The following is a 26,587-nucleotide window of genomic DNA, read 5'->3' as shown; positions in this document are numbered from 1 at the left end:
CGGACGACCGGAAGCGCGAAAGCCCTGTTTTATTGGGCTTTATCACATGTAGTTGCTTATCTTCGGATGTTTAAGTGGTGCCCGGGGGCGGAATCGAACCACCGACACGAGGATTTTCAATGCGCGTCACGGCGGGTTAACCCGTTGATATTGATGGACTGAAAACGAACTGTGCTAGCGTTGTGCTAGATTTGAGCATGGGCACGCAGACTGCGTCATTGAAAGTTTCAATGGCCATCAAAGTGAAACGTCCCGCAGAACTATAACTCGGAGATATCCTGAGGAAGGCAACTTGGAGTTCTTCTGCCAAGATAGCTCACCGACTTGGTTAGATCACAGTGTTTCCGTTGACGCAGACCAAGTGCACCCCATGATCCATTGATGTTCTATGCGACATACACGATGCCCCGCACTGCAACAATCAGCTGCATAGATTGACAACTTACATTGGTGGACAACTTTTCAGGATACTACAGGCGGTGCAAAAGCGCCGCTCCAAACTCGTCCTTTATAGACGCATGATCAAATTGAAAGAATTTTGACCCCTGAAACGACTGTATAGTTCCATGCCACTGAAGAGGACAATAAATCAATACAAGCTTGTGTTGACTTGCTTTCGGCCTGAAGAAGAATCCAAAACTACCGGGTGGCACGCTACTAAACAATTGCGAATAGCAGGCGAATAATAAATTGGTTAGCGACGCAACGATTTCAATACTTTCGGATTCTGAAAGAAAAAGATCATCGATGGGAATGCTAAATCCTAGATGAGGAAAGTCGTCACTTGAAACAAATGCTGATCCGGGAAATCCAAAATCAAAGTTTTTCAATTGGTTCTGATCACAGAACAAGTCGAGAAATCGTTCCGGATGTTGGCTCGTGTAGCAATGAAAGTGAAGATGCTCAATCGATTGGCCAGCCTTCCTGTTAACCACTAAACCATGATAAATTGATCTTTTGTTGATGCTAGCAGAACTATCAAGTCCGATTTGATGGGCGCGCCAACGACCTGCAGCAATTTCGAAAACATCGCCGAAGCTGTCAAAATCTTCGATTCTGGTAAGGTGATTTATGGGTCCGATCAATTCGTTAATGAGGTGCCAGCCATTAGGCTTGGCGACCACCCAAAGCCCGTTTCTCCAAAAGTTGCAGTGCTCATCTAGGCTTGTGACAAACTCCCTGTTGCCGTTGAGGCTACCGTACTGCTGATTGATTTTATCTAGCGAAAAACTGCAAAACAAGCACTTTGGATCGTCAACCGGGTCGTCCACCAACGAACGCCACTTCGCAATGTGGCTACGCCAAAAACTCCTGGCATTAGGTTTTTTCTGAGTGAAGTCGGACCCTGTTTGGCCAAGATCTGAAATGGTCAACAGTTCACCGCGCTGGAACTCAAAGCGTCGATTTCTAACTGTAGGATTTTTCATTCTTTATAATCGTTTCTTTCCACTGTTGCTGCTGGCATTTCAAAAATTGCGGTCTCTTTAATGTTGTCAACCATCGTGTTCTTTGTGTCCGAGTAGAGATACTTTCCGCTAGGTACATTTTCATCTACATGTGTGTGTGGACCAATCAGGCAACGTGAACCTATTTCTACCCCTGCAGCAACCGAAACAAACGAGCTAAGGCAAGTGTTATGGCCGATCAAAGCTCCGAGTTTTTGTCCACTCGCGAAAGGCGACTTTAGATCGTCTCTTGGTGCACTGTAGTCGACTCTTGTGGTTTCCGTTACCACGTGTGAGCCAAGTCTTGACCCTAAGCCAAGAATACTCCTCGAGAGCCCACTAAAGTGGAAAACCCCTGAGTTCTGAAGGAGCAGCGCAGAATTCACATAGGAGCTGTTACCGACAAGCGTGGAGTCGGACAAGTAACTGCCAGCCCGCACCATGGCATTGTTACCTACAAAGCAATTACTACCAATGAAGGACGGACCTTCCACGAATGCGCCATGCATAATCCGCGTTCCAGCTAGGACCACCACCGGTCCAACTATCACAGCTGACTTAGCGATAGCCGCCTCGGGGCTGATGTAGTTCGGAATAGTGGAAAGAGCATCGTGGATCGAAAAGAGATCGTCCCAGTTCGAAGGTTTGGTCGAATCACCAGCACCAGCAGCCAACGTCTGCTCTGTATGCAATCGTCGCCATTCATTGAATTGTAGCTCTGGGTTCATACCCATGGTAGTTTCCTTATGACGAGGCGTCAGTCGGCGTGACCTTGGTGTTAGCAGGTGGAATGACTATATCAACCAACGAGATGACTGAGAATGGCACCCAACCAGAGCACGACGTAGGAAGCGAAGCGAACCAAGAACTCGCTGTCAGACATAGCCCGAAAAACTCGCCGCTCCCTGTTGCTCGTGGGAGTTTACGGTTTTCGGTCGAAGAGCAGGTTGTAGTGTTCGCTACAACCTTGACGGAGCTGGCAATCGACCGTTCAGCCGTTCGTAGACTTATTGCTGCAGGGGGGGTCGTGCGAACCCTCGTCGAGGTTAGCGCACGGCGTCCGCCCAAGGATTTTACGTGTTTCAATCGCCAGTATTTGGAGTATCCAACTGAGCTTGGTAGGGAAAAGCACCCTGTTGACCGCTCATTTTTCGAAACCGAAGCTGCTGCCATCGCGACGGTACTGCAAAACGATGAGCATACCGAGGATCTAATGGTCGCGAGCAAGGTGGATGTAAAGGTTCACACTAATGGCGCACTGACCCTTACCTGCAAGGCAAAAACGGGTGCACTATCTAGTCCAAATTCCGTCGATGAAATCATCGTGGCACTTCGAATCCAGAGGGAAAAAATACAGATTGCGCTAAGCAAGTGCCTAGAGCGGTTTGTTTATCATTGGAATACGGTGTTCGAGGACGCTAAAATTGAATTTGATGGACCGCGATCAATAAGCGTTCGGGAGCAGTTTGAATATCTTGATGTCGACATAAACGATACTCACGATTCTGAAATAAATATTGAGCAATGGCTCGTGAACGACGAAGTTGATTTACTACGGGAAGTCGCTGGTTTCTCCAGAATGTCACACGTTTATACAAGGGAAAGCTTTTCACGCAAGTTTTTGGATAGCTTTTTCTCGAACGACATCAGCAACCGCGAGAACGAGCTCTGGCTAATATTTCAAGAGCGGTTTGTGCGCTATTATCCTGAGCGAGAGAAACCAGAGGCCGCGCATCTCAATATGGTTGTGCCATTGCTTATTGAGCAGCTTTTGGCGACGAAGGCGACCTATCGGCAGCAAATATCGTCACTCAAGCAACTTGCTGTCGATCTGCCCTATTCAAACGCTCGAAAAAGGAGAAAATCGGGCGATTGGGATCTTGCTGCATCACAAGAACTTCGAACGTTGCTTGCTGAGGAGTCCCTCCGGCTTAATCGGCTACAGTTTCCTTCTGACCTTGCATACTATGCAAACACTGAGCACACATACAAACTAATTAGAAAACTCGAGGAGACGTTCCAGATTGATCTCCTTGCCGATGCACTTAAGGCAGAACAGAATAAGCTCTCGTCAACAATTGATGCAGTCTCAGAGCGAGCGTATCATGGTCAGAACATGAGGCTGCAAATCAAAATGATGTGGCTCACTATCTTTGCGGCCATCATAGCCTCAGCACTTTCGATAATCCAACTGCTGGGAAGCTAACCGATGTCATCACCTTTTAATGCGAGGGCGGTAATTTTTGACATCGGTGATACTATGCTCAGAGAGCGTGGGTTGAGGTACGAGGCCGTCGAATTTGCGATGAACAAGCTGCAGACAGACGGGTTCGTAGCAGATTCTGCGCCTTTGCACAAAGAGTACCTTGTTCGGGATCAAGAGTTGACAGGTCACAACGTGAACCACTTGTTCTCAAACCTTGAGATGGTGAGAGGAATCTTTGAAACTCATAAGCTTGCAAAGCCTGAGTTTCTAGCAAACTCCTATTTGGCAATCCATCGTAGTTTCGTCCTTGGAGCAATCCAGCGGGATCATCGGCTGGTAGAAATGTTAGAGGAGATCTCAGCAGAAGGCTGGGCAATCGGCGTATTGACGGATGGAACTACTTTGGAGCAATACTTGTTGCTGGAAAAACTTGGGGTGCTCAAACTCATTGATGCTGTGACCGTTTCTGAGGATGTAGGTCAGAGCAAACCGGCTTTTGCCATGTTTAAGGATATTTCTGACAAGCTCAAGATTCCCTTGAATTGCTGCGTTATGGTTGGAAATGATCGCGCTCGAGATATCGAAGGCGCTCAAATGTTTGGAATGAAGTCAATTCTAGTCAATGAATTTAATTTGGAGAGTGAGCCGGAAGAAATTCAATCTATCCTTTCGGTTTCTGAGAAGCTTAAAACGGTGTTCACGTCTTGAAAGGTGAGCTCATCGCGCTTGAAGGGCTTAGTAATGCCGGAAAAACAAGCTTATGCGAGGTCCTAAAGCGCACGTTGAACAAGGGTGGTACACCGATTACCTGCGCTAAAGAGCTTTGCACCCCAGTCGGACATACGTTGGATCGACTATTTCGCGAGGGTGTAGCAATGGAACCCGAATTCAAGGCTCTGGCTTTTGCAACGGACAGACGTATGTTGGTGAGTCAAACAATCCTTCCAAGCCTCGCCTCGGGAATCCATGTAATCGTTGATAGGTACTCCCTTACAAATTTGGTTTACCGAGAACTTGACGGCTGTTCAGCGAGTTGGCTTGCGTCTCTTGACGAAGGGATTCCTAGTCCTGGGCTAACAATCATCGTCGATATATCTCCTAGAACGTCCATTGATCGAGCTTTGGCTTGTGGAAAGCCTACTCCAAATTCAGAGACTTTTCTTGCGTTGGCGCGCCAGAGTTATCTCAAACTCGCTGAATTAGAAGAGTACCCTGTTGTCAACGGTGAAGGATCGTTCTCAAGTGTCACGTCAGAGTGCTGTAAAGTAGTCCAAGCATTCCTTGCAACGTGCGATCGTAACAAAGAAGAATGACCGGCAGTCTGGGTCGGTGCTGGTTTGCACTGGCTTACTTAACGCAGATCGTTTGCAAGACGCGACGTTGTTAACCTAGTGTGTCGGGGGATATGATTGGTGGCACCCGCAGAACTGTTTCCTTTGGCAATTTTATTGCAAATTGGGCACCGAGGCGAGTTTGCGAGATCGCCAAGAAAGCTGCCGTTCGTCATTTATCATATGACGGTCGGCGTGCGCTCATTAGGTGAATTCGCAGCGTCTTGATACAACGTCCGATGTTCCCGCTGGGGTGAGAAGTGATCGGAGAATAGAACCTTCAAGCCAGTTTGTTATGTTCTGATCCAGCCCGACTGAACGGACGGGATAACGCTCAGTGCGATTTCGCTTGCCCACCGAGGAACGTAACAAAACATAATTTTCCTGCTATTCTGTCCTAAGTAGCTGAAATCACTGAGTGTCAGAAAACGGTCGCTCTGCTCATCAGATGGCAACATAACAAAATCCTGCACAGACGGGAAAACGTTATGTTTCAATCATTTGGTGATAACAGATGAAACAGGCAAAAGTGTTATCTTCTGAGGAACTGAAGCGCGTGATGGCCATCTGCGCAAGCATGCAGAACGGCAAGCGCAACAGGTTGATGCTCATGCTGTCCCACTACGCTGGCATGCGCGTGGGCGAGATCGCCTCGCTCAAATGGGCAGATGTGCTGGATCGCGACCTCAAGCCAAAAGCGATGTTTTACCTCAAAGCTGAGAACACCAAAGCAAAGGAAGCACGGCAGGTGCATCTGAACGCTAAGCTGCAGAAGGAGCTTTCCACCTACTGGGCGCAGCTGGATCGCTGGAGGGCACCTGATCGGCCTGTGATCGAGTCCCAGAAGGGTGGACACTTCACACCCAACAGCATGGTCCAGGCCTTTGCCCGTGTGTTTGATGCCGCTGGGATCGAAGATGCGTCCTCACATAGTGGGCGGCGCTGGTTCATAACCCGCATGGCCCATGCTGGGATTTCACCAAAGGTGATCATGGAACTTGCTGGACACAAACAGCTGACCACCACGCAACGCTACATCGATGTTTCGGATGAGCAAAAACGCAGCGCGGTGGAGGTCCTATGAAAACTTGATTTAATCAAGTTTTCCCTGTTCTGGAGCCTTGGGGCCTCAAAAACCAGGGACGCGGTGAAGGATGCCGTGCCGCCAAACGAACAGTGTTTCGGCCAGCAAATGCGCCGCTACCGTATCTACATGGTACAGCATCACATCTACTTTCTCATCTCTAACCAGCACTTCGTTCCAACTGGCGGGATTGGGTCTTTTTTTCGAGGCTTCCGGCGGATGGCGAACCAGTTTGGTTGGCGGGTCACTGTGATCATGGACAACGAGCCATTCGCCTCAGCGAAAACGATGACCGAAACCGCCATTGCAAATGGCGGTTTCATCATGCCGAGCGCACCAGTCAGCCACACGGGCCATAACCCAGACACGAGCATCTATGCCCAGGAAATACCAAACCCGTTCCGCGTCCAGAATTTCTGCGCCGCGTTGTCTAAAGCGTTGGCGTCTGAGCTTCCCACACATCTGCTAATAAACACTCCTGAAGCGGCATTAGCCGTGCTGGAAATGGGCTTGCATGAAAAAATCCCGACCACCTTTTATACCCACCACGAAAACCTGGTGCTGAACCCAATCCCGAAGAGCAGCAAATTCGGGCCAAGCTATATGGAAATGCTGTTAAGGATCGTTGGAACATCTGGGATCACCACAGCCACCCAAAGCGACTACAACATTGAGCGTATGAAACACTTGGAGCTCTCCGCTCCGCCCGTTGTTCTGCCGATGCCAATCCCAGACCCACAGCTTCTGCAGCCATATGCGGGAAAACGACACGGTGTTCTGTTCATCGGCAGACATGAACCACGCAAGCAACCAGCGGTCTTCGCTAAGAAGGTCGCGCAAGCAGGGCTACCGGCCAAAGTCCTTACGCGGAAGAAAGGTGTCGAAAAGTTCCACAAGACATTCAAAAGTCATGGCATCACAGACTACGAAATCCAGTCTGAGATCACAGGCCAGGAAAAGGCCGATTTCATTGGCTCTGCGCGAATAGCGTTCCATCCCGCGAAACTGGAATCCTATGGTTTCTCAGCCATGGAGACCTTGGCAGCTGGACTGCCTACGTTGCTGGTCCATGAGTATGATTGGTGGCAAGCTTTCATCGATGACGGTGTCCACATCACGCCCATCCGTGATGCACACAACGCGCTGTTGGAACTCTACGAACGTCCCCTGAATACTGCTCCCAGCTTTGCGGCGCGCCGAGAGCAGCAAACTTTCGCTACTTGGGAAGAGTATCTGAATTCGGATCAACATCCTGGCTAGGCGCTGGCAAGGCAGCAGGTGGCACGAACATGTCAGTGTTTTCGACGAAACCACCCGCGAGCCCCACAATTAATGGTAGGGTTATCTTGCAAGGGCCGGTCGGTAGCTCGCAGTTTAGCTCGATCCCAAAGGGCGCACCTGCCATGGAAAGAAGTTTGCCTTCAAACGTCATCCCGTAGTCAACGCCGAGACTGATCATGCTTTCCAACTGCCGGGTTTGTACGAGCCAGTCCGACCCAAGAGACAAGGTGCTTTGCGGCGTTGAACTGATCTTTCCAAGCTTCTGTTTTTCGCTGGGGTTGTCTGGGAAATGAACGTACAGATACCCGTCGTCTTCGATGACATTGAGCAGTGTCGGAAACCGTCGATTTGAGTTGCGCGGCAATGACTTTTTGAACGTTTCGCGCCAACCGTGCAGCTCGTTCAGCACACCCTTCGTCACGCTGAACTCATATTCAGGCTCAGCACCAGTTTTGAGCAGGCGAAATCCTTCCCTGCCGGGGGCTACACTGGGAAACGCATATTTCAGTGTGCCGCCGTCGGAACACGTAAGGTGTGACAACTGTGATGTGTGCTCGTCCTCCCATTCAAGTTGGCGCAAAAAATCAGATGCGAAGTTTCGGACGTCATCTGCTGCCATACGCAAAACCCGCGCTTTCTGCTGGAACGCCTCCCATGGAATTTGAGTTTCCAGGGCAATCATTGAAGGCAGTACGGTCCCGTTTTCCACGATGGTAGCCACATCGCCATCTTGCTTGGTGAGCCAGAGCACCTGCTTGGCTTTGTCGATGTTATCGCTCGTGACCTTGGAGTCCTTCTTGGCTTTTGCCCGGCCCAGTTGCCGATCCCTTAGAGCCTGGGCCACTTCATCTCTACTTTCGTTGCCAGTGAGTTCTAACGCCGATTGCATGGAGCTCATTGCTTCAAGTTGAGCAATCACGTTCTCTCGGTCGGGCTGAATGCGTTTGAAAACATCGCAGATAACAAAAAATGCATAAAGCCGCTTTTTGGTCAAACGCCGTTCTGTGCGATCCGTGATGAAAGGAACCAAGCTGATCAACGCACGTTCAAATGTGGCTTGAGGCCCAGTTGGAAGGAAGCCAACAATTTCAGCCCCATTGGTCGTCTGCCGAACAACAGCATTGGCATAGCCGTGAACCATGTGCGGTTTCATAGCGTTCGATTGAAGTCCTGTTACGGAACCCAGGGATTGCGCATCCAAAACTTGTTTGGCCTGCTTGAACTTTTCTGACGCGTCATCTTCGGTGCGGGAATCTCCAGAGGTTTTTTCGGATTCTAGTGCACGAGCATACAGGGTTCTGAGTGTCTCCCCGCTCAAAAAAGCCTGGCGAAACTGCTGAACGCTCCAGTCCTCTTCTTGTGCATACTTTAGAATCTTCCGGTACTGAGATTTGCTGTCGTCGCGAGCAGTGGGGAACGCGATGCCCACCAGCTCATGGAAATCATTGGTCTTTTGCTTTGCACTGATCGACTTGACCTTTTGTCCAATGAACAGCGTGAGCATCTCCAGTTCTTTGAGCTCCAAGCCCAGTTTATAGGTGGCCACCAAAGCTTGATGGACGCGGGTATGGTGACCTGTCAGGGCCTTTTCTGCCTTGGCGGAGAGCTTGAGGATGGACTCAAGTTCGGGGTCGAATTCCGCCAGTTTTTTGCTGGAGTTTGATCCAACGACAACAAGTGCGTTCTCAGTCATGGTTTATACCTTTGCCAGCGCCAGAGCGTTCAAATCTCGCTCGGCCTCTTGAATGAATTGCATGGGGGTTTCCGACGTGAACACGGCGTCCAGGAGTGCCGGAAGACACATCAGTTCCTTGGGGCGCTCCAAGATGTTGCGGTCATCGAGGGTGCGGTATGCGTGCCGGAATCCTTCAAAAAAGGCATGCGTGTTGTGATGGATCAGCAAAACCTGTTGAAGCTTTCGCGTTTGCGAAATCGCGAAGCCTGCCCATGGCTTGTCGACGAAATCATCAAGTGTCAGGTGCGCGCCTAAAGCGGTCATGGTTCGCTTGAAATCCAGTGTCCGCTCACCTTTTTCCCAGATTTCATTTAGTGGGCTCTGGTTGCCGTCATGTGCGGCTTGCCGAGTGCGTGCAGATCGAAAGCTCCAAATGTCGGGAGCCATATCCACGCCGGTCACAGCTTCATACCCGTTGCGCATGACATCCACCGGGCTACCAGAGTCGAAAGACAGTTGGATGTCTTTGGCATCAGTATAGCTGCGCAACGCCCGCTGAAGCATGCTTAAGCCAACTCCTACCCGCAAAGTGGAAACACCGAGGAAGTGCAGCCATTGACCTTGTCTCAGGTGTCCAAGATCGCGCATTTCAATGAGCCGTCGGCATGTCATCGCAAGCTGCGAATGATGCTTGCCTGCGAAGGTCCAGCCATCAAATCGGAACTGTTGCATTCGCTGGAACCAGAATTTGCTTTCCCGTTCGTTGCGACCTTGGATGATGTTCAAGACTTTGGTTTTTCGTGGAATCCGGTTCTTCCAATAGTATCGATTGTTCCGGGTGGTCTGAAACAGGCAGGCAAGAAAACCGGTGTCAAATCCCAGTTGTTTGGAGAGTTTCTCCATTTCGATGCCTTCTGAGATCAGCCGCTGGACGTGGTTGTCCACGCCACCGGAGGCGATTGTGGCTAGAGGAAAGTCCATCACCATTGAGTGCGTGGCGATGTCTTCCAGCCAGCGGAGCATCCGGTCCACCGTTGGCATGCCTTCGAATTCGATGGTGCCCTGCTGGATTTGAAAACCGCCGCTGTCACCTATGAGCGTGACACGGGGATCATGGTCGCCACGGGTCAACCAATTGCGCCGCTTTGCGAGCTTTGGTGTCTTCGCCGCTTGGCCACCGCTGTAAAGAACCCAAGGATAGAAACACAGCTTCGACTTTGGGTTCGTAAATTGCAGGTCCTCGGCAGAAAACCCAAATCGGCTCGGCAGCACCATCACATCGAGGGCATCGACGTACGTGCTGCTTAGCGCAGGCATGTAGTAGGCGACATTTTCATATGCGCTGGCCTGGGTGTAGTCCTGTCCCTGTGGAAGTGCTCGCTGTTTGGCAGGATTGCGCGGAAACATGTCTTCCACAGCTTGATCCAGTTCCGAGTCTTCCAAGCCGGTGCGAGGCTCATTGCCCATCACCCCCATGTGCTGTTCATCGACTGCATCAGCTGGATCGCGGACTACAGCCGGTAAGTTCTTATCTGAGGACGCTGGCATAGAGTTTGCTCCCGCTAAAATACTGACGGCCAACGCGTTTTCCGAGCTCTTTCAGTTCTTTTGGGGTTGGCTCATGAACCGCTTTTTGGATGTACCGAACTAGGTTCATTGCGTTGCGCCGAACGGCGCCTGGGGACTCGCTCCACTTGGACGGATAGCACCAGTCCCGATAGATTTCGGTATAGCTCAACCGCTTAGGAACGATGGGCGCAGCACCAGCCAAAATGCCTTCATATGTTCCAATTCCCAAAGTTTCCTGTTTGTTAGCTGAAAAGACCACCAGAGCGCGGGCCAGTTCCTGATGATATTGAGCCTTTGAGAGCGGCGTCTCTTGCGCAAACACGATCCTGTATTGGGATAGCTTTTCGCCTAGAAGCTCAAACGCCTCTGGCATTTTTTCCGGCGCTATGCGGTGTGGGAAAAGGATCGTATCCTTCTTCACCGACCCCGCTAGCGGCTTCAGAAGCGGCCCAAGATATTCCATCGGCCAGCCGACCACGCGATAGGTACTTCGCTGGCTCGGGTTAATCTTTTTGGTGAAGAGCTTTCGGTGAAACTTAGTCGCGAAGTAGTTTCGGTCTGCGGCTTCAAAGACAGCTCTTTCGAAGTTGTAGCTCCATTTCTTGACCTTTGGTGTCCGCCCTAAAAAATCATACGGATCGTATGATCCTGCGTGCCACATCACATCGATGGACAGCTCTAGTGGAAGCAAATCCGCCATGTACTTGAGATGGATGACACCAGGATGCCAAGCGTCAGCAAATAATGCACGGTCGCCGTCTTTAACGCGCCCCTGCTGAACCAACAGAGAGAACTCAGCGATCTGGCAGGCTTTGTAGGCATTGGTTTCCGCAAAGTTCAGGAATGCACCCGGCGTTGTCCGCCCAGAAGTTGCTGACCCATGGACCACTTCCAGCTTCCATGGCTTCTTGCGCCTTTGCATCGCCGACATAAGCTGTTTTGGCAGATGCTCCTGCCATTCGATGGTGTAGCGTTGTTCATGGGGTTCGATATCGAAGAGCCAAAGCGTGGGCATTACGCTGCCACCTCGGCGGTCTCACGGTTTCGCAGCACAAACCAAAACACCAAAGCCCCAAGCATCTTAGCGGCGCTGACCAGTGCTACGGCGGTCCAATCGAAGAAGCCAACCATCTGCAAAAACACGATGGTATCCACAGGGACAGCTGCAGCAGATGAAACCAAGATACGTTGTGACAGCGGCTTACGTGTGAACGTGTAGACCGCCCAATCAATCGCTTCAGAGATTAAGAATGCCGTTACGCTGGCCAGTGCAACAACAGGGGCCGACATGAAGTAGCTTATGCCGCCAGCAACCAATATGGCGATCACGACCCAATGTCCGATCTCCCGTTGCGCGAAATCACGGAACACAAACACGAAGCCCACGACCAGCATCACTGGCGGAAACATCGTTCCCAGTACAGGCACCATCGGCACCACGACAAACAGCCAATTGATGGCCACTACAGCGCCGATATAGGCGGTTGTCCAAAACCCTTGGGGCATTTTTTCCTCCACAAATTACTTGTGGGGTATTGCTGCCAGAGAACTTGAACCTCGTGTTGTGCACATCTGACCCAATCGGATGCACAAATGGCCTAAAGATAGACCCGCTGTTGTTTTGCCAGATGTAAAACTTGATTAAATCAAGTTTTCGAGCTTTTTCTTCAGCAAAATCAGTGGCGTCTGAGCATCATGAAACTGCTTAAGCAGCTGAGCTACCAAAGCGCAAAACGGCGAGATTTGGCTGCAGCGCGAACTCAGCGCCAAGCATCGATGAGATTTGTTTGACGATCTCCAATCCAAAGCCTGCCTGTCCTGGCTCAGAGTCTTTAGTAGCTATTTCGTCAGACACCGAGATTGTCATAGCGGTTTCATCAATGTCGGTCTTCAAGACCACTTGTTGCCCTTCAGTACTCATCCGGATGGCGTTTTGAACCAAGTTGGAAACAGCTTCCCAAACGAGGTCTTTGTCAGAATGCATCTGATGATTGGTTGGCACTACTATGAGCTTCACGCCCCGCTCAGATGCTTCAGCCGAGAATGACTGCGTGACCTCATCAAACACGCGCTGCAATGCGAACTCAGCGGATATAACCTCAACCTTGCCAGCCTCCCGCTTGGCATACGCCAGCACCTTTTCAATAAAGCCCGTCGCAGTTTGACTGATATCCCGTGCATGGCCCAGAGGGGCGGCTGCGGCGCTGTCTTTGTGCTCAATCACCAGTCCGTCCAACATCATATTAAGAGAGTGTATGGGTTGGCGCAGATCATGTCCGATGGATCTCATCAAATGCTGCTGGAACTCGTAGGCATCACGCAGGTCTTTAGTTTGGCTTTTGACTTCCTCTTCAAGACCTTCTTCGCTGTCCTTGACGGCCTTGAATGCGGTTTCCCGATCAGAAATTGCACCACCGATCATCAAAGTCGAAATTGCCGTGATCAGCAGGAGGAACTGCAACCCAATGCGTTCCCCATCATATCCAAACCACGTCGCAGCAGGCGGAGTTAACAGCGCAGTTAACGTGATCGCAGTTGCTGCCGATGGCAGTCCACCAGTGACGGCGAACACGACAGGTGGCAGCAGTATGATGTATGCCAATGAACCCAAGTGCGGTCCCTGCGGTGCCCCCCAGAACGCTATGAACATGGCTAGCAGGATTGCGATCAATTGGAATGCAACGATCTGCCAATCCGGCAAAGCCAGCGGGCGCACATCACCGAAGAGTTTGAGCAGCAGCGGCACCAAGACGGGCAGGACAATCAAAGTGCCGATTGAGTCGCCCACGCCCCATGGAAGCAGGATTTCCCATGCAACATGCCAAGGAAAATTCCCGACCGCTGCATGCATCGATACTCCGCTCAGAGCACCTACAGCTGCAGCGATGGCAACCACGACAACCAGCTTCAGTTGGTCTCTTAGCTCTGAAATCGGCGTGGCGATGTTCAGTAGGTGCCGAGCAACTAAGCCTGCACCTGCGTAAATCGCAAATAGGCGAAAGCTGTGGAGGATTGGATCACGAAAATTGGTGAACTCTATTCCCAACGCTGAACAAACCGCTGGGATTGCCAAGAGCAGGTTGGCCACAAGCGGCGCAAACAAGAACCGATGTGGGGCCGTCATCGCGATGGCCATCGTTATGCCAGCAGGCAAAAACCAAAGGCTGGAATACGTCTCAAAGAAATTGAACAGGTCAGCGGATTTATAGGCGGCAAGCCACAGGGCCACCAATCCGGTGAACCGAACCAAGTCTTTGCCACGTAAATCAAAAGGCTTTTCCATTGAGGCAAACTGCGTGAAACTCAGCGGCGAACGCAACCTTGGTTTTTTACACATGAAGCGCCTGCTCATTGCCGACGATCATCTGATGATTGGCACCGCTATGGTTTATCTGCTGAAGCAGTTGGACCCGACAGTGGAAGCCATCGCTGTTGGATCAGCCACAGCAGCAATGAAAGCACTGGGTGACAACGGCACATTCGACCTCGTGCTGCTGGATTATGACATGCCAGGGATCAACGGGATCAAGGGCATGGCAATGATCCATGAAGCCTATCCAGACCAGGTTGTTGGAATAATCTCGGGTCGGACCGAGCCGCAGCTTGTGAAGACCGCCGTCGATGCAGGTGCGGTTGGATGGCTCCCCAAGTCCATGTCAGATCAACCCCTGCTACATGCCCTGCGCATGATGGCAGCTGGCGGGCGGTTCGTACCAACAGATGTGCTCGACGAATGGCACCCAGAGGATGATCGCTGGTCAATCTTCAGTGATGCAGAGCAGAAGGTGGCCAGGCTTCTGGCAAAGGCGCTTTCTGATAAGGAAATTGCCAAAGAGCTGCAGATAGAGCCCAAGACTGTGAGAAACCATGTTCGTGCTGTTTTGAAGAAGGCAGGTACCGATAACCGAACCAAGTTTGCTTTGGCGTTTCAGGAATAGACGGCCCTGAGCTGCCGTTGGCTAGTGCTTGGCAACGCTGAGACGCGGCCCGTTAAAGGAGACATTCGCAGCACAAGTGAAATCGGATGACCTGTAAACGTACACAAGCCGACTACCTCTTAGCCGCCACGGTTGGATGCACTAGTATGCGGCCACCTTGTAATGCCTTGGCAAATATGTTGAACTCTACCTAAAAGTGAATTGTTGTGACTTGAGGTCCGGTTGAGCAAGCTTATTTTATCTGCGGCGGAATTGATCGAGCATGAGATAGCCGAACCAGATGATGACGTTCCTCCATCTGCAGCAAAGGTTAACGCATCAACGCCGTTTGCACCGGATCAACTCATATGGCTTTTCAACGATGGGCAATGGGAAGACTTCATAAAAGAATGGGCGCACTCGAAAAAGAAAATCTATCACTTGGTTTGCAGGATGGGCGGTGCCAATGACTTTGGTGTCGATGTTGCCTGTTTTAAATCTGACAAAGGCTTCCAAGGAGATTGGGATAACTTTCAATGCAAGTTCTACGAGAAAGCATTGATGCCGAGTGACGCCGCTCCCGAGATAGGCAAGACACTTTGGCACATCTTCTCCGGGCAAATATCGAAACCGAAAAACTACTATTTCTTCGCACCGAAAGACTGTGGTCCCTCTCTGAAGAAATTGCTTCTGGATTCAGGTAAGCTTAAAAAGTACGTCCTGGATAACTGGGAGAGCCAGTGTCAAAAGACTATAACAAAGAAGCAGGAAGTATTGCTGACAGATAGTTTTCTTGATTTTTTTGAGACATTTGACTTCTCGCTTTTTCAGTACAAACCAACCCACGAAGTGATCGAGGATCACAAAACCACACCTTACCATAGTCAGCGTTTCGGTGGCGGCCTGAGCGAGCGTCCTAAATCGAGTGAACCGCCAGTCGTACCACTCAAAAGCGAGAGCCGCTATATTGAACAGCTGGTAGAAGCCTATAGCGATACTCAAGAAGATCTAAGTGCTCACGCGACTGCGCAAGACCATCCTAGTTTCAAAGACCACTTCAACAGGTCACGAGAAAGCTTCTTTGAAGCGGAATCGCTTCACAAATTTGCACGGGACTCGGTTCCCAACGGAACGTTCGAAAAGCTTCAAGACGAGGTTTACTTTGGCGTTAAAGATACCGAGGAAGAAGATCATAGTGACGCTTTCAAAAGAGTAAAAGAAGTCACAAAGACAGCCAGATCACTGAATGTACAGTCTAGCGGGCTTCATGGCGTCGTTGGTCTCAAGGACCTACAAGGTATTTGCCACCAACTAGCGAACGTAGATCGCTTGACTTGGAAAAAATCATGAGTGGGTCTGAGGCTAGGACCGTGTCTGCATTCAACAGCCCATTAGAAACCGGCATTCGGTCACTTTTTATTCTGTCAGCTGATGTTGAGCGGTCCTATGACCTTCAACAGCTCCTCGCATTTGACCATTTCGTCGTCCATACTGGCGATTTTGCAGGTGCACCAAAGTCGCTCCATCCATCCAACCCTAGCAGAAACGGCGAGTTGATAATCCGCCGTAGTCTAGTGGATCAGGGACTGCGTTTGATGGAGAGTAAGTGCTTGGTGCAAAGGATTGCTTCAGTTGACGGCTTTTTGTTTCAGGCAGAGGAATTCGCTGCTGTAATGGTTAGTCACTTCTCAAGTCCTTACCTTTTGAAGCTTCGCGAGAGGGCCAATTGGGTTGTTGAGAACTACAACACATTTGGTGACCAGCTTTTCGCCAGTGTTTTCGATCAAGCCTTTGATCGGTGGACATCAGAATTTCAGTTCAAACAGATCAGTTCCATAGGCCAGACATGAGCGCTCAAAAAATCACGCTCAGGCATTTAAGCTTTCACAGCCCGCACAAAGAGCCCGCGACGATTGAGTTCAGCAGCGGTTTCAATCTGATCTATGGAGCATCCAACACGGGGAAATCGTCAATACTTGACGCTATCGATTTCATGCTTGGGCGGTCTTCACGCAAGCTAAAAGAAATTCCACAACATATTGGGTATGATGAGATTTTCCTAGGCTTGGAGTTCTCGGACGGATCAACCAATACTCTCTCAAGAAGTATAGATGGTGGTGACTTCGGTCTTTTTGTTGGTCTTCACACTGAGACACCTGATGGCGTCGAACCTTTAACGTTGAAAGCAAAACAACCTACCAAAAAAGTTGAGAGTGTATCTCAATTCTTGCTCAAGAAAATCGGCTTGCACGACAAGCAGTTGAAGAAGAATGCAGACAACCAAAAGGAACGGCTAACTATTAGATCGCTCCTGCCACTTTTCTTCGTCACCGAGACAGACATTCAGAAAGAGATTTCTCCATTCAGAAGCGGGCAGTTCACAAAAGAAACCGTCGAAACCGCCAGGTTGAAGCTCTTACTGACGGGAATTGACGATAGCGCCCTGAAAACATCAGAGAAGAACGAGCGAGAAGCGATTTCCAGGACTGCGCGTATGGGAATGCTTCAAGAGCTAATCCAAGAAGTTTCGGAGAAAATCGAAGCCGTAGCAGCGGAAGAAACTTCGAAAGAAGAGCTGGAAGACCAAGAAAACCGTCTGATTAAAACACTTGAACGCTCCAACGAGCTGTTGTCTGGGCTCGAACAAGATGTATTGCAAATAGTTGAAGAAAAACAAAGTCATCAAACTGACTATGAGCAAAATCTTCGTAGACTTACTGAAATCAAAGAGATGATTGAGAGGTTTGACAAATTGCTGTTGCACTATGCGTCTGACCAAGACCGGTTGACGGGTATCATTGAGGCCGGAAGCTTGATTTCCGAGCTTGAATCCGAGACCTGCCCTCTCTGTGGGGCTGCCAAAGAAGACCAGGGCTTCGATCATGCTTGCAATGCAGAAACCGAAGAAGTTGTTGAATCGGCAAAAGCAGAACTTGGAAAGATCGTTAAGCTCGAAAATGATCTCATAAACACGATCGATCAGCTTAAGTTGGAAGCAGAAGATGTTGGTGTCTCCCTAGCCAATAAGCGAGAGTTAGTCTTAAGAAGCAATCAGAGAATTAGTGAGCTAACCCCGGATTTAGCTCAATATCGAACACGATCAGCGGAGCTACATCAGAAGCAAGCAGCCGTACGCCGCACGATAGACCTTTTTGAAGCAAGAGAAGAGTTAGAAGACAAACTAAACGCCATTGAGGAAGCACCCGAGAAGCTAGAAGAGGCTTCAGATAACCGTGTTCCAACTTCAAGCCTGTTCGAATTGGCTGATCGTGTGAAAAGTCTTCTCAACTCATGGCATTTGCCAAACACCGATCAAGTGCATTTTGATCCAGAGGCAGTTGATATTGTTTTGAATGGCAAGCATCGAATTAGTAACGGTAAAGGTCACAGGTCAATCACTCATGCAGCGATGACACTCGGCTTGGCGAACTACTTGAATGACAAGGACTTGCCGACTTTAGGCTTTGTTGTCTTGGACTCTCCTCTATTGGCTTATGAGGAGCCTGATGAAGACGATGAGATTTCAGAAACTCACCTGAATAGGCATTTTTTTGACGGCCTTGAATTCAGCAATGACGTTCAAACAATTGTTTTTGAAAACAAAAAATCAATTCCAGATGATGTGGAAAAATACAAAAACGTGACGCATTTCACAAAGAGTCGTAGTTTCGGCCGCTATGGGTTTTTTCCCGTTGAACCTGATTGAAGGGCTAGGTTTGCCATTGCAGGCGAACGTCTGCTTTTAAGTCGGTGCCAGTTGATGTTGGCGCCCGCAACGAATTTCCGCTTCCTGCCGTCTATGCGGGAACGTTCACTTCCGCCTGTACTGTAGCAACCGCTTCTTTGACCAATCAGGTATGAGCTGTGCGATCTCATCAGTTGGCCTGATTTTGCTGTAGTAGGCGTCGATCATCTTGGATGACGTGCCAACGTTGCGACCAAGCAGGTGATGGCCAACGCCTTCGCGGATTTGTTGTGTGATGTAAAAGTGTCGGAAGCTGAAGCTGTCACGGATTTTGCCATTTCGGGCCACGCGCAGATCAGCTGCAACGAGCAGTTTGGCAAGACCGCCTTTGAAACTACGGATGCGTTTGCCTTCGTGGGTGAAGAACACTGGGTCGTCATCCTGAGGCATCTCACCAGTGGCCACATAGAACAGTGATTTCAGCAGATTGAAAAACGTGAGGGTCTCAGGCATCGCCGCCAGTTCACGTTCTTTGCCCTTGCCACGCGCTTGGATCACTGTGACATCGCTGAACTCACCGTTTTCCATTTGGATTTTGCGGGTCTCGATGTCGCCCCAGCTGAGATTGAACAGCTCGGTGGGACGCATACCCGTGAACGCAGCAATCATGCAGAAACAGTGGAGGCGAAGGCGGTCCTGATATGTCTTTTGATTTTTGCCGCTGGGGTCATCGTCGGAGAATTCGTACTCGCGCACACGGGCCTCAGAGACGGATTTCAGATGCATGAATTCTTCCCATGTGAACCCAGGTCGCGCATTATCTTTGCGGCGCTTGTCTTTGGGCGCGTTGATCTCTGGAATTTCCGTTGTGTAGCCACGGCGTTGACCAAATTCGAACAACTGACGTAGCAGCAGGCCTTCTTTGTGCAGCGTAGATTTTGAGGGATATCCTTCTTTCACTGGGCGGCAGATGCGGGTCTCTTTCCCTTTGATGACGCGTTTGTATTGGATGTTAGGGTTCTTTGAACCTGGACCTGTGATCCAAAACTCCTTCCGCCAGTTCCAATATTCATCGATGTCATCTGCCTTGATGGCGCTCATCAGCTTGTGTCGGAACTTTTCAACGAAATACCGGCGGATGATCGTTGGATACTGCTTGGCGTGGTATTCCGCTTTCTCCCCACGCTGGACGGCCAGTTCGATGCCCGCGATGAATTCCTCTGCGATTTTCTCGAACTGCTTTTTGCTCACTGACAGACCAACTTCTGCCAGCGCGCAGGCTTTGACCCATTTGGCTTGAGCACGACGCTCTGCCTCAACGGGGTCAGAGGTGCCCAAAGACAGCCGCTGCTGCCCTTGGCCTTTGATTGAGTATTGCACGTAGTAGCGGCCACTGGGTGGGCGTTGATAGAGCGTGTAACCTTCTGAAACTGGGTCCATTGCGATCTGCCTGTGATTGCTGTTGCCGTCGGCATAAAGCCAACCCACCAACGGGACGAGCTCAAACATTGGTTCTTTGACGCATCCCTTTGCGCCGGATCGCTGCCAGATTTTCAGTGGCAAAAACAAAGCCTTCGAAGGCTATCCAACTTGGTTCACGCATAGTGCGTTATCAACCAAGGAGGATCTCATGGATCAATCAAAAGTCACCCGTTGGATCGAAACCAGCTTTGAACGCGACCTCGTACACAGCGACACGGAGGAGGTGCTGCCACTGCACTCTCAGCATCGGCGTAAAGTAACGTTTTCCGTGCGCGTGAGCGTACATCATGCCAACCTCGACATCGAGTTTCTGACACTTCGGAAATTCTGCAGGGATTTGTGGGCCGGTGACACGCATCACGTGGGCAACACCAGTTTGGAACAGATCGGGGAGAACCTGTTGCAGGCTTTGACCAAGGAATATCCAGGCCGCACCTGGGAAATCCGAATCTTGGAAGATGCTGAGAACGGCGCGGTGATCCAGTACGCGGACGCCGCCTAAGACCCAATAGGAAAGCCGCTGGCGCGAACCAGCGGCTTTCATGCGTGTTAATGTGTGGTCAGGCTTTTGGCTTAGTAGCGGGCGTCTTCGGCTTGCCCTTGGGTTTGACCATCTGTTCCAGCGCATCGTCGAGTTCACCAGCAAGAACCGCTGAACGCACTGTCTGCAGAACCTCAACCAAGTTGGTGATCTCACCGATCTCGATGCTGTTTTTGTCTTCCAACAGCGGCAAAGGCTTCGCTCCATCCTTCAGCGTGAGCATCCAAGCGCCCGTATGATGTTGCCACCACCATTTGCGGATTGGGCGTTTCTCCGTCACCTGCTCACGTTCGCCGTCTTCCCCTCGCACCCACTTGCGGATTTCCTCCAGGAACTCTTCATCCCGCAGTTCAGCTTCAGCAGCTTGGATTTGCAGTTCCAGCTTGCGCAGGAGGTTCAGTCGTTTCTTGGCCACCGGCGAAACCGGCTGTTTCTGAGAGGTGACTGTGAGGGAAAGTTTGGACAGATGTTGCATGGCATGGGCCTTCTTATGTGGAACATGCCGGGACCAGTTAAACTCATGTGGTTTTGACTACGACCGAAAACTACAGGCCCGTTTCTGCCTCCAACTGATCCATCGCCTCGGCAAAAGTCAGCTCCAATCGCACGCGTTCCACCAATTGTTCCAACTCGTCAAACGCTTGGTTGAGGTTATGCGCATATGGCTGACGGAAGTGCGGATTGCCCAAGAACGTGCTCATGAGTGTTTTGGTGACGGACAGAAGGCTTTCCAGAACACGCCGACTTGGTTGGCGATGGCGTGTGATCATGCAGGAGTAATAGGAGGGCCGCATGCCAAGCACACATCGGGAGAATGACTGCTGAGACTTGGTTAGGTTGTTTCGGCGGTACACGTGGAAGGCATCTTGCAGAATGCTGCTGGGATTGATTTCTGAGACTTTCATGTTGGTTTCCTTTGCTGCTCGAATATTTATTCAAGTCACGCAATGCCCTCTGAAATAATGATTTTCAGCCTAGGTTCTTGTATAAATACAAGCAGCTGCCGGAGACGGCAGGCCATAGAGGGAACTGATGAAAAACTGGGGCGGGACAAAGACCGTCACTATGAGGCACCCTTAGCCGACTGGAACGTAAATTCAGTCTGGGCCCTGAAAACCGAATGGGACTGCCCAGCTGTTGGACTGCCAGGCATCGATGGATGCAAAAATGGTCATCTCCATGGAGACGTGTGGCGTCAAAATGGGTAGAAATTAGACTGCTGTTGGCGTTGGAAATTGCGCTGGCGCAGGGTTTGCCGAGGTCGGAACATAGCTTCGGCAGACAGCTGGATATCAATCCTAACCGTGTATTGTGAGGGTGGGAGTGAGAACGGAGCTCGGACACCGCCGTTCAAATCTGCATATGCAGGTGCACTCCTTATGTGAAAAGTGATCAACTCGTCTGAAGCGTAGATCTTAAAGACCTTCCCCCCTGCCACAGCCAACTTTCCCTAGTTGGTTCAGCGGGGGGGATAAAAAGCTCTAATCTGTCTGAGTGTAGATGTTTCGCTTTCAGCTTCACAAAAGCCGCCAGCAAAAAAGACAAAATCGACATCCTTGGATCAAAGAAAATCGAAGAAGCCAAATCGATGGAAAACGCCTACGAACGCAAGTGAGCTAGGTGAGTTTCCAGAAGATTGGCAAGGCATATGCGTAAGCATGTGCCAAAGCAATAAACGCTGGTTCGACTTGTTGAGTTTCTATGAAATACAGAAACCCATTGATAGGTCGGAGCTCTATATAAAGCACGCCATCCAAAAACTTGATTTAATCAAGAAATCTGCTGTTAAACCTGTTTCGGATCAACGAATTAGGATACCGCTCTAGACGCATTGCATCCACGTGATCGATCAATCCACTGGCGCTCCACCAGCTGCTTGGATCATGCGAATGTCTACCTCTTCACGGGATCGGCCCTGTCGCCATTCATCATAGTACACCACGAACGTAGGGATTGGTCTGCTTGGGTAGTTGGTGCGCCACCTGTCCGGTCCAAGATGGCCAGACCAATACCCACGTTTGAACAGCGGGCCTTGGTTGCGCACGCCGAAGCTGCGGAAGCGATCCACAGGCGTGACGACGATCTGACCTCGGTAATCACATTGCAGGCGGCCATTGATCCAAACCCGGAGATATCCGTTTTCGTTGTCCGCAAAGTTGGTGTTCACGACGATATCGGTCCATCGGTTCCTTGATTGGCGAATGCTGAACAGCGTACAGACGTAACCAAATCGGTTTGCGCGGGACCACTCGCGACCACGGCTGACTTCCAAGTCATTGAGGTTAATCCCAATATGCGTGCCTTCGGTGCGGCCATCATAAACAGGTGAAAACTCTATGATCGGCGGCGCATCCAAATCGGTTTTCCATTGACCCAGCTTGGGGTTCCACCCGTGATCATGCGCTAAGCCACTGGGCAGGTTTTCATGGTAGAAACTCCAACCAAACCACGCATCTTCGCCAATTCTCAGGTTGTTACGGCTCGGTCTTTGTGTGAGTTCGCTGCGATTGCCGCCGGTGACACCCAAATCCCGCATGGCGTTGTCATCAGTTGCGCGGATTTCAAAGCGTTCTGAATGCGTTCCGTAGCGAACAGGATGGGGCGCTCCAACTATGTTGAACTGATGAGGCAGCTTGGTGCCGCTTCCATTCCAGCCATCGCGCGTGAAGCCTTGGCTGCGTTCATAACGCATGTCGTCATGCCATTGGCTTCGTGGCCAGTTGGGATCAGTGGGTTGCGCTAGGGCTGTTTGAACAAAACCCAAGGCAACGACGGCGGCAGTGAACAAAAGCTTCTTCATGATGCTCCAAACGAGATTTTGATTTTTCTAGTTGGTTGGCTCTTCACTCCGCCAACGTGATGCCCCTGATTTCAGCTTCCCAACGTAGCGAGGGGTGCAAAGAGGCATCCACGTTGTCGAGTTGAAGAACCCGCCAACAATCGCTCCACACTTGGTCCGCCCCAATGATACGATCAGTGGTTTCATAACGTTTGGCCACAGGCTCGGAATGATTGGGCTGATACCCGGTGACTGAGAACCGCATGTTGGTGATGGCGGTTTCACCGCCGTTGTGGATTGTCACCCGCACGTGGCGATCTGGGCATTGATCCGAATATTGGGCGACCACCAACACATTTTGACTGTCCTCAGCCAATTGATCAGCGCCAAACTTGTACAACGCAAAAATCAAAACCGCCCCAACAAACAACCAACGTGGATTGCGCATACCCGCTCCCAGCAGATTGAAAGCCAGCAGCAGGATCAGCGCAACGACGAGGCCAATGACGATGGCCATTCAGCGGATTTCTAATGGGCTGCTGACAATGCATCCTTTCCCGTATTGCGCTTCCAACATCCTGGTGGCTTGCAGCTCGCTATCTGCTTGGACGGTTACTTCTTCAGAGCCACCGCCGATCTTCACGCGTGCTTTGTAAGTTCTCATGAATATGCCTTTCTGATGTTTGGAGCCGTGCTTAACACATGCAATCGGCTTTTAGAGCCGACCTCAGCGGTAATAAGCGAAACCTCATTACATGGGCAAGAACTTTACACGGCTTTATAAGTCGCGTTATGGGCAAGCAGTTGAAGCAAAACATCGGGTTGCGTGTGAAAGCAGCACGGCAACAAAAGGGCCTTACACAGGCTCAGCTGGCCGAAGCCATCGACAAAGCGTTCGAAACGATTTCCAACATCGAGCGGGGCAAAACTGCGCCCAACTTTTCCACACTCTACGACATCGCCAATGTACTGGGTCTGCCCATGCGGGAGTTCTTCGAGCTGGATCATGAGGATGTATCAGATGCCAGACAGCGACTGCTCATCCAGTTGAATACCATGATTGCCCAGATGGATGACCGACAGCTGAATTTGCTGCTCAAATTGGGTCAGGTGCTGCAGGAGGACCAGAGTTAGCGGCTCACAGAACTTGATTTAATCAAGTTTTCTGCTGGCCCTCTTGGATTGTTCTGTTTGTGGTTCTTGAAGAAGTCTGGCCCTCAGGCCTAAAATTAAATCATGTGATTTGAGGACCTAAACATGCTGTCCGACCTACTCGATTTCTACCAAAAATACCCGGATATCCTTTTCTTTTTGAAGGGTATCAAACGCACGTCGTTGGAGCCCAATCTACTTGAGGCATTAGAATTCCATGGCCAAAGACAAAGAGAAATCTTTGAGTTCGCCCAATTCTACGAGATTGACGAACGCGCACATGCGATGCTGCACAATCTGTCTGCCCAAATGCAAAAAGACGGGTTGGAAAGCATGTTCAGCCACGTGCGCTTACCATTCCCTGCTATGTTGCTCACGATACCAAAGCCTGAGCTTGGGGAATGGCCCGCAGCACTGATCACCCAAGATGATGATACACTTTACACTCAAATCTACTTGGCAAATCGCAATGGGCTGTTTCCCAACCTCCTGATTTTCAAGTCACAGGGCGCATCGGTTGATATATTGCACTCCCCCACTTTTGAGCTGGCCCGAGCCAACGGCGATGAAATCACCGAAGAGGCCGCCATCAAGCAGGAAAAGGATCTCTGCTTTAGTTTCCTAGCGATGGCTATAGGGATGTCGGTCTTGTTTGAACACAAGGCTATGCTGGAAAAAGAGGAAGTCTCAGCTTATCCAAGAGCAGAAAGACGTAGAGCTCAAAGGGCCGGTCGGTCCCTACCCAACAAGTCTGTCATCAAGGTACGGCTTGGAGAACTTGGCGCCCGACAGATCGAAGCAAGCCAAAACCCACCAGCACATAGCGAGGAAGAAACATCCAAGCGACGTGCCCATTGGGTGCAGGGCCATTTTATGCGCAACCGTGCTGGCGGAATAAGCTGGAGAAACCCACATATACGGGGCGCTGGCCCGCTGATTGAACAAGAACGCCAAGTTTCGTTCGATGAAGAGTGACCACACGTACTTCCATCCGTTTCTTTCCCGGAAAAAACCAACAAGAACTTTCCTCGCGAAAGTTTCTCTGAATTCTTACAGGGTGCAGCCTACCATTCCTCAGCAAGCATGATCGTAAGAACCCGACGAGTCTTGCTGAGGTCGGTGGGATCGTCAGAACCCAAAGCATAGTCTTGGTCATAGCAATCCAGCTTCCAAAACAGTTGATGCTCGAGGAACTCAAACTGACCAAAGTCATGCTCGCTATATGGGTCATTGTGATCGGTGAAATCATCGAACTGGGCAACCCTGTGGATCAGCGCATCCATGGGAATATCCAGTTGGCTTACCAGATGGAGCACCCCAGCGGTTACAAACCGTTGCCCTGGCACGCTGGGATCGCCTTTCCGAAATGCATCATTGAGTTGGGCTATCCGTTGGATTGTCTGTGACGCCAAGTGGACCTCTTGGGTTAGGTCCAATCCAGTTATGGCGAAGTTATGGAAAGAGCGACCGAAGAACGATGCGTAACCCAGCTTACGCAACGCGAAGCGGAACAGCCTTTCCAACTTCCTTCGAAATCTCGTCTAGGAGAGCACGGACCGCATCATTGCGCTCTTTGGATCGGAAGCGCGCAACATAGGTGATTGCAGGCGGCTTAATAAACACATCCGAAATCACTTCCAAATCTGGTGCCAAGTGCAGTCCATTCATCAGTGCCACGCCCAAACCAGAACGCACTGAGGCCAGTATCCCAGCCACACTGGCGCACTCAAAGACAGTTTCAAAACGGTGGCCAGCTTGCGCCCCCTGCTGTTGCGCCCAGTGCTTGTAGAAGCAGTTGTTGTCGAAGACCAAGAACGGGATTTTGGCATCGGGATCCAAGGGCAAGTCGTAGGATTTGATCCAGTGGAGTTGGTCTTCGTAGAGGATCAAGTCGCCCGGTTCTACCTCCGAAGACAGGACCTGCATGACAGCGATATCGATTGCTCCATCCGCCAGCCAATCCGCCAATGTCAGACTCTGGGCAATCCGTGTGTGGACCTTGGTTTCCGGGTGAACGCGGGAAAAACGTGCCAAAATACGAGCGAGATCGCCGCCGGTCGTATCTTCGGTCATCCCCAGTTTGATGGTCCCTTTGAGGGATTTCTTGCTGAGGACCGCTAAGGCTTCGTCGTGCAGCTCCATCATACGTTCCGCGTAAACCAGCAACTGCTGTCCGGCTGACGTGAACAGCTGATTGCCAGCGCGTCGTGCTAAAAGCTCTTCACCCAGCACCTGCTCTAAACGTTTGATTTTGTGGCTGACGGCTGGCTGAGATAACGCCAAATACTCCGCTGCGCGTGTGACACCACCATGTTTGGAAATGGCCAACAGTGCGCGCAAACCTTCCAAGTCAAGCCGTTCACCCATCGCGTCTCCCATTCTCTATTTCGATCACCGCATCGAAATCATTCATTTGATCTATGTGTGACCAGAAAGCAAT

At 50.6% G+C, this 26,587-nt stretch carries 26 protein-coding genes; 12 read left to right on the top strand and 14 right to left on the bottom strand.

Annotated features, from left to right (window positions below):
* Positions 1 to 470 precede the first annotated feature (470 nt).
* Positions 471 to 1,427 (bottom strand): hypothetical protein, encoded by a 957-nt coding sequence (locus tag FE702_RS00235; protein ID WP_147124214.1) that lies wholly within the window; start codon positions 1,425 to 1,427, stop codon positions 471 to 473.
* Positions 1,424 to 2,179 (bottom strand): LbetaH domain-containing protein, encoded by a 756-nt coding sequence (locus FE702_RS00230; protein WP_147124213.1) that lies wholly within the window; start codon positions 2,177 to 2,179, stop codon positions 1,424 to 1,426. The genes FE702_RS00235 and FE702_RS00230 overlap by 4 nt, the downstream gene beginning before the upstream one ends.
* Positions 2,180 to 2,211: 32 nt before the next feature.
* Between FE702_RS00230 and FE702_RS00225 the strand changes: the two genes are divergently transcribed.
* The 5 genes from FE702_RS00225 to FE702_RS00205 all read left to right on the top strand — a co-directional run bounded on the left by FE702_RS00225 (position 2,212) and on the right by FE702_RS00205 (position 7,326).
* Positions 2,212 to 3,651: a hypothetical protein gene (locus FE702_RS00225; RefSeq protein ID WP_147124212.1), complete on the top strand. Its 1,440-nt coding sequence runs from the start codon at positions 2,212 to 2,214 to the stop codon at positions 3,649 to 3,651.
* A 3-nt stretch (positions 3,652 to 3,654) separates the two neighbouring features.
* A complete protein-coding gene (locus tag FE702_RS00220) occupies positions 3,655 to 4,359 on the top strand; it encodes an HAD family hydrolase (RefSeq protein ID WP_147124211.1) in 705 nt (234 codons plus the stop codon).
* The gene (gene tmk / locus FE702_RS18985) at positions 4,356 to 4,964 is read left to right on the top strand and encodes a dTMP kinase (protein WP_147124210.1); all 609 of its coding nucleotides are present in this window, start codon (positions 4,356 to 4,358) and stop codon (positions 4,962 to 4,964) included. Before FE702_RS00220 ends, tmk begins: the two co-directional genes overlap by 4 nt.
* Before the next feature lie 532 nt (positions 4,965 to 5,496).
* The gene (locus FE702_RS00210; protein ID WP_147124209.1) at positions 5,497 to 6,066 is read left to right on the top strand and encodes a tyrosine-type recombinase/integrase; all 570 of its coding nucleotides are present in this window, start codon (positions 5,497 to 5,499) and stop codon (positions 6,064 to 6,066) included.
* 63 nt (positions 6,067 to 6,129) lie between these two features.
* Positions 6,130 to 7,326, top strand: coding sequence for a glycosyltransferase family protein (locus tag FE702_RS00205; RefSeq protein ID WP_147124208.1), 1,197 nt, complete (start codon positions 6,130 to 6,132; stop codon positions 7,324 to 7,326).
* Here FE702_RS00205 and FE702_RS00200 read toward each other — a convergent pair.
* The 5 genes from FE702_RS00200 to FE702_RS00180 all read right to left on the bottom strand — a co-directional run bounded on the left by FE702_RS00200 (position 7,283) and on the right by FE702_RS00180 (position 13,874).
* Positions 7,283 to 9,040 (bottom strand): hypothetical protein, encoded by a 1,758-nt coding sequence (locus tag FE702_RS00200; protein WP_147124207.1) that lies wholly within the window; start codon positions 9,038 to 9,040, stop codon positions 7,283 to 7,285. The two genes, FE702_RS00205 and FE702_RS00200, sit on opposite strands and share 44 nt — an antisense overlap.
* Before the next feature lie 3 nt (positions 9,041 to 9,043).
* On the bottom strand, positions 9,044 to 10,603 hold the full coding sequence (locus FE702_RS00195) for a hypothetical protein (protein WP_147124206.1): 1,560 nt from the start codon (positions 10,601 to 10,603) through the stop codon (positions 9,044 to 9,046).
* Positions 10,551 to 11,606, bottom strand: a complete 1,056-nt coding sequence (locus FE702_RS00190) for a glycosyltransferase family protein (RefSeq protein ID WP_147124205.1) — start codon at positions 11,604 to 11,606, stop codon at positions 10,551 to 10,553. The genes FE702_RS00195 and FE702_RS00190 overlap by 53 nt, the downstream gene beginning before the upstream one ends.
* Entirely contained in the window at positions 11,606 to 12,097 is a 492-nt protein-coding gene (locus FE702_RS00185) for a hypothetical protein (RefSeq protein WP_147124204.1), read from the bottom strand. The genes FE702_RS00190 and FE702_RS00185 overlap by 1 nt, the downstream gene beginning before the upstream one ends.
* A 199-nt stretch (positions 12,098 to 12,296) precedes the next feature.
* On the bottom strand, positions 12,297 to 13,874 hold the full coding sequence (locus FE702_RS00180) for a sensor histidine kinase (RefSeq protein WP_186826940.1): 1,578 nt from the start codon (positions 13,872 to 13,874) through the stop codon (positions 12,297 to 12,299).
* A 52-nt stretch (positions 13,875 to 13,926) separates the two neighbouring features.
* Between FE702_RS00180 and FE702_RS00175 the strand changes: the two genes are divergently transcribed.
* From FE702_RS00175 to FE702_RS00160, 4 genes are all read left to right on the top strand, one after another.
* Complete coding sequence (locus tag FE702_RS00175; RefSeq protein ID WP_147124202.1) at positions 13,927 to 14,529, top strand: response regulator transcription factor; 603 nt, start codon at positions 13,927 to 13,929, stop codon at positions 14,527 to 14,529.
* A gap of 222 nt (positions 14,530 to 14,751) precedes the next feature.
* Complete coding sequence (locus tag FE702_RS00170; RefSeq protein ID WP_147124201.1) at positions 14,752 to 15,858, top strand: ABC-three component system protein; 1,107 nt, start codon at positions 14,752 to 14,754, stop codon at positions 15,856 to 15,858.
* Positions 15,859 to 15,878: 20 nt separating this feature from the next.
* Positions 15,879 to 16,358: an ABC-three component system middle component 2 gene (locus tag FE702_RS00165; RefSeq protein WP_222611777.1), complete on the top strand. Its 480-nt coding sequence runs from the start codon at positions 15,879 to 15,881 to the stop codon at positions 16,356 to 16,358.
* On the top strand, positions 16,355 to 18,214 hold the full coding sequence (locus FE702_RS00160; RefSeq protein ID WP_147124200.1) for an AAA family ATPase: 1,860 nt from the start codon (positions 16,355 to 16,357) through the stop codon (positions 18,212 to 18,214). The genes FE702_RS00165 and FE702_RS00160 overlap by 4 nt, the downstream gene beginning before the upstream one ends.
* A 105-nt stretch (positions 18,215 to 18,319) precedes the next feature.
* Here FE702_RS00160 and FE702_RS00155 read toward each other — a convergent pair whose 3' ends face one another.
* Positions 18,320 to 19,702, bottom strand: coding sequence for a tyrosine-type recombinase/integrase (locus FE702_RS00155; protein ID WP_147124199.1), 1,383 nt, complete (start codon positions 19,700 to 19,702; stop codon positions 18,320 to 18,322).
* 121 nt (positions 19,703 to 19,823) lie between these two features.
* Between FE702_RS00155 and FE702_RS00150 the strand changes: the two genes are divergently transcribed.
* Complete coding sequence (locus tag FE702_RS00150) at positions 19,824 to 20,177, top strand: hypothetical protein (RefSeq protein WP_147124198.1); 354 nt, start codon at positions 19,824 to 19,826, stop codon at positions 20,175 to 20,177.
* 58 nt (positions 20,178 to 20,235) lie between these two features.
* Here the strand turns inward: FE702_RS00150 and FE702_RS00145 are convergent, their stop codons facing one another.
* From FE702_RS00145 to FE702_RS00130, 4 genes are all read right to left on the bottom strand, one after another.
* On the bottom strand, positions 20,236 to 20,691 hold the full coding sequence (locus FE702_RS00145) for a DUF6641 family protein (protein WP_147124197.1): 456 nt from the start codon (positions 20,689 to 20,691) through the stop codon (positions 20,236 to 20,238).
* 70 nt (positions 20,692 to 20,761) lie between these two features.
* Entirely contained in the window at positions 20,762 to 21,121 is a 360-nt protein-coding gene (locus FE702_RS00140) for a DUF6626 family protein (RefSeq protein ID WP_147124196.1), read from the bottom strand.
* Between the two features lie 944 nt (positions 21,122 to 22,065).
* On the bottom strand, positions 22,066 to 23,016 hold the full coding sequence (locus FE702_RS00135) for a heparin lyase I family protein (RefSeq protein WP_147124195.1): 951 nt from the start codon (positions 23,014 to 23,016) through the stop codon (positions 22,066 to 22,068).
* A gap of 43 nt (positions 23,017 to 23,059) precedes the next feature.
* Positions 23,060 to 23,512, bottom strand: a complete 453-nt coding sequence (locus FE702_RS00130; RefSeq protein WP_147124194.1) for a hypothetical protein — start codon at positions 23,510 to 23,512, stop codon at positions 23,060 to 23,062.
* Between the two features lie 275 nt (positions 23,513 to 23,787).
* Between FE702_RS00130 and FE702_RS00125 the strand changes: the two genes are divergently transcribed.
* Together FE702_RS00125 and FE702_RS00120 are read left to right on the top strand one after the other, a co-directional pair.
* Positions 23,788 to 24,129: a helix-turn-helix domain-containing protein gene (locus tag FE702_RS00125; RefSeq protein WP_186826939.1), complete on the top strand. Its 342-nt coding sequence runs from the start codon at positions 23,788 to 23,790 to the stop codon at positions 24,127 to 24,129.
* 123 nt (positions 24,130 to 24,252) lie between these two features.
* The gene (locus tag FE702_RS00120; RefSeq protein ID WP_147124192.1) at positions 24,253 to 25,122 is read left to right on the top strand and encodes a hypothetical protein; all 870 of its coding nucleotides are present in this window, start codon (positions 24,253 to 24,255) and stop codon (positions 25,120 to 25,122) included.
* Positions 25,123 to 25,211: 89 nt separating this feature from the next.
* Here the strand turns inward: FE702_RS00120 and FE702_RS18725 are convergent, their stop codons facing one another.
* On the bottom strand, positions 25,212 to 25,493 hold the full coding sequence (locus FE702_RS18725; RefSeq protein ID WP_255449526.1) for a DUF3768 domain-containing protein: 282 nt from the start codon (positions 25,491 to 25,493) through the stop codon (positions 25,212 to 25,214).
* Positions 25,494 to 25,638: 145 nt separating this feature from the next.
* Positions 25,639 to 26,514, bottom strand: coding sequence for a LysR family transcriptional regulator (locus tag FE702_RS00110; protein ID WP_255449525.1), 876 nt, complete (start codon positions 26,512 to 26,514; stop codon positions 25,639 to 25,641).
* Positions 26,515 to 26,587: the final 73 nt, after the last annotated feature.

Source organism: Shimia ponticola (genome assembly GCF_007995215.1).
Classification (GTDB): domain Bacteria; phylum Pseudomonadota; class Alphaproteobacteria; order Rhodobacterales; family Rhodobacteraceae; genus Shimia_B; species Shimia_B ponticola.
This window is presented reverse-complemented; position numbering and strand designations above follow the sequence as displayed.